The following is a 6,020-nucleotide window of genomic DNA, read 5'->3' as shown; positions in this document are numbered from 1 at the left end:
GCCCGCCGCGGCGGCGGCGGCGGGGGAGCGAACACCGGTGGGGCGGTCGGCGCGAGTTCCCGCACGAAGGCCACGTCGATCGGCGGCGGCGTGTCGTCGCCCGCGCCCCCCAGGCTGCCGCCAGGCCAGTAGGACGCGACCCAGCCGTGCGCCCACAGCACCAGCGCGAGCAGCACCCACCAGCCGGGCCGGCGCCACACCGGCCGCCGCGCGGGGCGGCGGTCCGCAGGGGCCCGGCGGCGCCACACGGGCAGCGGCCGGGTCAGTCGCCGAGCCAGGCGCGGCGCATGGCGCGGGCCGCGTCCGAGGGCGAGGCCTCGGGCGAGAGGGCCACCGTCTGTCCCAGGGCCGCATCACCGCCAGCACGCAGCGTGAGCGTGCGCACCCGCTGGTCGCGCACCAGCAGCAGCTCGCAGGGCCGGCCGTCGGCCACCCACTGGCGGGCATCGTCCAGGCGCCGGATCCGCCAGCCGTCCACCGCGAGCAGTTCGTCGCCCGGGGACAGGCCGGCCGCCTCCGCCGCGCTGCCGCGCAGCACCGACTTCACCTGCACGCCCGTGAGCGCGCCTTCGCTGAGCTTCAGCCCCAGCGCGGTGGCCCAGGCCGCCGGCTCGTGGGCCAGGTGCACGCCGGCCGCGACCAGCGCCTCGTCCAGCGGCAGCGGCCCCCGGCCATGCACCCAGCCGCGCAGGGCCTCGGCCACGGCCGGGCCGCCCAGCGTGGCCACCTCGTCGAGCAGCAGCTGCTCGGTGACGCCATCGCGCAGCGCCACCTTCCACAGCCGGCGCATCAGCGCATCCAGCGAGTGGCCGGCGCGCCGCAGGTGCAGGTCCAGCAGCAGCGCCACCAGCGAGCCCTTGGTGTAGTAGCTCACCGTCGAATTCGGCGTGTTCTCGTCCGGGCGGTAGTACTTGACCCAGGCGTCGAAGCTTGCCTCGGCGACGCTCTGCACCTGCTGCCCGGGGGTGGCGCGCACGCCATTGACCGTGCGCGCGATCAGCTTGAGGTAGCGCGCGCTGTCGATCAGCCCGGCACGGCGCAGCATCAGGTCGTCGTAGTACGAGGTGAAGCCCTCGAAGAACCACAGCAGCCGGGTGTAGTTCTCCCGGCTGTAGTCGAACTGCAGGAACTCGCGCGGCTTGAGCCGCTTGACGTTCCAGGTGTGGAAGTACTCGTGGCTGATCAGGCCCAGCAGGGTGAGGTAACCCTCGCCCATGCCGGCCTGGCCGGTGCGCGGCAGGTCGCGCCGGTTGCACAGCAGCGCGGTGCTGGCCCGGTGCTCCAGGCCGCCGTAGCCCTCTTCCACCGCATTGAGCAGGAAGACGTAGCGGCCGAACGGCGGCTTGCCACGGCCGTGCCAGAAGGCGATCTGCGCCGCGCAGATGCGCCGCGTGTCGGCGAGCAGGCGCTCGCCGTCGAAGCCAGGCCAGGCCCCCGCCACCACGAACTCGTGCGGCACGCCGCCTGCCTCGAAGCGGCCGCGCCAGAAGCGGCCGAGCTCCACCGGGTGGTCGACCAGCTCGTCGTAGCCCGCGCTGACGAAACCGTGGCGCGCGCCGGCCAGTGCGGGCATGGCGGTGGCCACGTCCCAGCCGGCAGGCAGGCCGGTGATCTGCAGCTGGTGGTCTCGCGCCTCCTGGCCGTGCACGCGCAGGCACAGGCTGGTGGCGTTGAAGAAGCCGCGCCGGTCGTCGAGGAAGGCGGTGCGCACCGAGGTGTCGAAGGCGTAGACCTCGTACGACACGGTGAGCGCGGCCCGCCCGCTGGTGGCCACCTGCCAGGTGGTCTTGTCCAGCGGCTGCACGACGCGCTCGCGGCCGCCCTGGCGCGCGGTGATGCCACTGAGGTGCCGCCCGAACTCGCGCACCATGTAGCTGCCGGGGATCCACACCGGCAGGCTGAGGAGCTGCTCCGGCGCCGCGTCGCGCACGGTCAGCGTGACACGGTAGCGGTGGGCGGCGGCGTCGGCCAGGTCGACGCGGTACTGGACGGGAGCGAGCGGGTTCGTCATGGGCAGGCGGGCGTCACACGCCGGCGGCAGCGAGGAAGCAGGACAGCGAGGCCACGGCCGTGAGCCGGAAGCGCAGCGTCAGCCAGCCGCCCGCCGACTGGGCCGGGTACAGCCGCCGGTCCACCAGGTAGCAGGCGATGAGCATGGCGCCCAGGACCACCAGCCCGGCATAGGCCGGCATGATCACGCCCAGGGTGGCCACGAGGGGCGGTACCACGCCCCAGGCCAGGTGGGCCGGGTCTTCGCGTCCCGCGCGCATCGCCAGGCCCCAGTGCACCCCGCCCAGGAAGGCCACCACGGTGGCGGCGTAGCCCGACAGGGCCAGCGTGACCCCTACCTGCGCGTCGCCGTAGCCGCTGCCCAGCAGCCACACCAGTGCGGCGCCGGCCACGAAGGGGATCAGCCCGGCCAGGCCGAGCTGGCGCGCCAGGCGCGACGGGTCCCCGGCGCGCTCGGGCGCGGCGGGGTGGTGCGAAGAGGCGAACGTCATGGCGGCGCATTGTCGCCGCAGCGCCACGGATTCGTACCGAGCTGCAACCGGAATACGCGGTGGCGCGCTCAGGTCTTCTTCGCGGCGGTCTTGATCCGCTCTTCCAGCTTGTCCGCCGGCAGGGCGCCGGGCGAGCGCGTGCCGTCCTCGAAGATGACCGCGGGCGTGCCGGTGATGCGGTAGCGGCGGCCGAGCTCGGTGTTGCGCGTCAGCGCGGCCGTGTCGCACTGGCCCATCGCCTTGGGCGGCGTCGCGTTGTCGATCATCCACGAGCGCCACACCTTGCCCTTGTCCTTGGCGCACCAGATGTCGCGCGACTTGGCGGTGGAGTCGGGGCCCAGGATGGGCAGCAGGTAGGTGTAGATCGTCACGTCCTTCAACGTGAGCAGGTCCTTCTCGATGCGCTTGCAGTAGCCGCAGTTCGGGTCGGCGAAGACCGCGATCTTGCGCGCACCGCTGCCCTGCTTGAAGACGATGGCGTCCTTCGCGGGCAGGGTGTCGAAGTCGATGGCGGTGAGCTTCTCGATGCGCGCCTGCGTCAGGTTGGTCTGGCTCTTGGTGTCGAGCAGCGCGCCTTCGAGCAGGTAGGCCCCCGTCTCGTCCGAATAGAGGATATCGGTGCCGATGCGGATCTCGTAGATGCCGGGGATGGGCGTCTTGCTCACCTCGTCGATCTTGGGCAGCTGCGGCATGCGGTCGGCCAGGGTCTTGCGGATGGCGGCCTCATCGGCCAGCGCGGGCAAGCCCGCGGTCACCAGGGCGGCCAGCACGGCGGCGGACAGGGCGCCCAGGGGGCGGGTGGCGGTCAGGGGCATGGAAGGTCCTCGGTGAAGGAAGGCGCTGAAGCCGTGCTCAGGCATCCAGCGCCCGGCCGACGAGCCAGCGCTTGATGGGCGCCAGCCGATTGACAAGACCCAGCCCGCGGTTGCGGAGTTCCCGCAGCAGCGGCTGGTCGTGGGCGAACAGGTGCCACAGGCCGTCCGTGGCCTGGGCCATGGCCCAGGTGCCGGCCGCCCGGCGGCGCGCGTAGCGGCGCAGCAGGTCGGCGTCGCCGAGTGCGCGCCACGGCTCGCGCCCGGCCAGCACCTGGGCCAGGGCGGCCACGTCGGCCAGGCCCAGGTTCAGCCCCTGGCCCGCCAGCGGGTGCACCACATGGGCCGCGTCGCCCACCAGCGCCCAGCCGGGGCCGCTGACGGCCGAGGCCCGGGCGATGCCCAGCGACCAGCTGGCGCGTTCGCTGCCCAGGGCCAGCCGCCCGGCCTGGCCGCCGGTGGCGTCGTTCAGCGCCGCCTCGAACTCGGCCACGGGCGCCTCGCGCCACCGGGCCGCCTGCTCGGCGGGCAGCGACCACACCAGCCCGTAGCTGCGGCCCGCCTCGGGCCGGTCGAAGGGCAGCAGGGCCAGGATGTCCGGCGCGCGGAACCATTGCCGCGCCACGCCCGTGTGCGGCCGGTCGGCCACCAGCCGGGCCGCCACCGCCGCGTGGCCGTAGTCGTGTCGCTCGAAGCGCACGCCCAGCTGCTCGCGCAGCGCCGAGGCCTTGCCCTCGGCCACGACGGTGAGCGGCGCGCTGCCCGGCTCGGGCGTCACGGTGACCAGCGGGCTGTAGGCCACCGCGGCCTCCAGCACCGTCTCCAGGGCCGCCGCGTCCACGATCCAGGCCAGCGCCGGCACGCGCTGCGACCAGGCGGAGAACTCGATCCGGGCCCCGGGCGCATCGCCGTGCACCTGCATGTCGTGCACCGCCGTGCGGGCGTCCGCCGGCAGCGTGTCCCAGGCGCGCAGGCCGGTCAGCAGGGCCACCGAGGCGGGGTTCAGGGCATAGGCGCGCACGTCCGGCGCCGCCCCGGCGGCGGGCGGCCGGGCCTGCAGCGCCACGCGCAGCCCCTGGCGGGCCAGCGCCAGGGCCGCGGTGCGGCTGACGATGCCGGAGCCGAGGATGCGCACGTCGAAGGCGGTCATGCGGGGCATTCTAGGGACGCCGAATAAAATGCCCGATTCGGCCCTGCGCTTGCCCCGAGCGCCACGGACGGGCTTGCGCCCGGCTGTCACACCCCTGTCGCCGAATCCAGTCGAGAAAGCGCCCCCATGAGCCTCAAGTGCGGCATCGTCGGCCTGCCCAATGTCGGCAAGTCCACCCTGTTCAATGCCCTGACGAAGGCCGGCATCGCCGCCGAGAACTACCCCTTCTGCACCATCGAGCCCAACGTGGGCGTGGTGGAGCTGCCCGACCCGCGGCTGGCCGAGCTGGCCAAGATCGTCCAGCCCGAGCGCGTGCTGCCCGCCATCGTGGAGTTCGTGGACATCGCCGGCCTGGTGGCCGGGGCCAGCAAGGGCGAGGGCCTGGGCAACCAGTTCCTCAGCCACATCCGCGAGACGGACGCCATCGTCAACGTGGTGCGCTGCTTCGAGGACGAGAACGTGATCCACGTGGCCGGCAAGGTGGACCCCATCGCCGACATCGAGGTGATCCAGACCGAGCTGTGCCTGGCCGACCTGGCCACGGTGGAGAAGAGCCTGCAGCGCTACACCAAGGTGGCCAAGGCGGGCGGTGACAAGGAGGCGCAGCGCCTGGTGGACGTGCTGAGGAAGTGCGAGGCTGCGCTCAACGAGGCGCGGCCGGTGCGCTCCATCGACTTCAGCAAGGAAGAGCAGGTGGTGCTCAAGCCGCTGTGCCTGATCACTGCCAAGCCGGCGATGTTCGTGGGCAACGTGTCCGAGACCGGCTTCGAGAACAACCCCTTCCTCGACCGGCTCAAGGAGTACGCCGCCGGCCAGAAGGCCCCGGTGGTGGCCATCTGCGCCAAGACCGAGGCCGAGCTGGCCGACATGGGCGACGAGGACAAGGCCATGTTCCTGGCCGAGATGGGCCAGGACGAGCCGGGCCTGAACCGGCTGATCCGCGCCGCGTTCAACCTGCTGGGCCTGCAGACCTACTTCACCGCCGGCGTGAAGGAAGTGCGCGCCTGGACCATCCACGTCGGCGACACCGCGCCCCAGGCCGCCGGCGTCATCCACACCGATTTCGAACGCGGCTTCATCCGCGCCCAGACCATCGCCTACGACGATTTCGTGAAGTACGGTGGCGAACAGGGCGCCAAGGACGCGGGCAAGATGCGCGCGGAAGGCAAGGAGTACGTCGTCAAGGACGGCGACGTGCTGCACTTCCTGTTCAACGTCTGACGGGCGGCGGGCGCGAGGCGTGCCCCGGCCCAGGCCGGAGCCGCCCATGACCACCGCCCTGCCCTCCTCCTCCCCCGCCACCACGCCCCCGCCGGCCGGCGCCAGCCGCCTGGAGCGCGACAGCTTCGGCGACATCGCCGTGCCGGCCGACGCCCTGTGGGGCGCGCAGACACAGCGCTCGCTGCAGCACTTCGCGATCTCCACCGAGCGCATGCCGCCACCGCTCATCCTGGCGCTGGTGCGGGTCAAGCGCGCGGCGGCGCAGGCCAATGCCGAGCTGGGCGAGCTGGACGCGACGATCGCCGCGGCGATCGTGGCGGCCGCCGACGAGGTGCT

At 73.0% G+C, this 6,020-nt stretch carries 6 protein-coding genes and 1 pseudogene; 2 read left to right on the top strand and 5 right to left on the bottom strand.

Annotation, left to right across the window (positions count from 1 at the left end; genetic code table 11):
• The 5 genes and pseudogenes from ACE3UN_RS18845 to ACE3UN_RS18825 form a co-directional block, all read right to left on the bottom strand.
• Window positions 1-248, bottom strand: a pseudogene (locus tag ACE3UN_RS18845) (hypothetical protein); the annotation flags it as partial.
• A gap of 14 nt (window positions 249-262) precedes the next feature.
• A complete protein-coding gene (locus ACE3UN_RS18840) occupies window positions 263-2,011 on the bottom strand; it encodes a M61 family metallopeptidase (protein ID WP_374676535.1) in 1,749 nt (582 codons plus the stop codon).
• A 13-nt stretch (window positions 2,012-2,024) separates the two neighbouring features.
• Complete coding sequence (locus ACE3UN_RS18835) at window positions 2,025-2,501, bottom strand: DUF3429 domain-containing protein (protein ID WP_374676534.1); 477 nt, start codon at window positions 2,499-2,501, stop codon at window positions 2,025-2,027.
• Between the two features lie 68 nt (window positions 2,502-2,569).
• Window positions 2,570-3,316 (bottom strand): DsbC family protein, encoded by a 747-nt coding sequence (locus tag ACE3UN_RS18830; protein WP_374676533.1) that lies wholly within the window; start codon window positions 3,314-3,316, stop codon window positions 2,570-2,572.
• A 37-nt stretch (window positions 3,317-3,353) separates the two neighbouring features.
• The gene (locus ACE3UN_RS18825) at window positions 3,354-4,463 is read right to left on the bottom strand and encodes an FAD-dependent monooxygenase (RefSeq protein WP_374676532.1); all 1,110 of its coding nucleotides are present in this window, start codon (window positions 4,461-4,463) and stop codon (window positions 3,354-3,356) included.
• Between the two features lie 126 nt (window positions 4,464-4,589).
• Here ACE3UN_RS18825 and ychF point away from each other — a divergent pair, with 126 nt between their 5' ends.
• Together ychF and ACE3UN_RS18815 are read left to right on the top strand one after the other, a co-directional pair.
• On the top strand, window positions 4,590-5,684 hold the full coding sequence (gene ychF / locus ACE3UN_RS18820) for a redox-regulated ATPase YchF (RefSeq protein ID WP_374676531.1): 1,095 nt from the start codon (window positions 4,590-4,592) through the stop codon (window positions 5,682-5,684).
• Window positions 5,685-5,730: 46 nt separating this feature from the next.
• Window positions 5,731-6,020 (top strand): lyase family protein (locus ACE3UN_RS18815; RefSeq protein WP_374676530.1); only part of this gene is annotated, 290 nt, incomplete at its 3' end.

It is taken from the genome of Ideonella sp. (assembly GCF_041918995.1).
GTDB lineage: Bacteria > Pseudomonadota > Gammaproteobacteria > Burkholderiales > Burkholderiaceae_C > Ideonella.
Note: the sequence above shows the minus strand (reverse complement) of the source record. Positions and strands in the feature narration are given on the sequence as shown.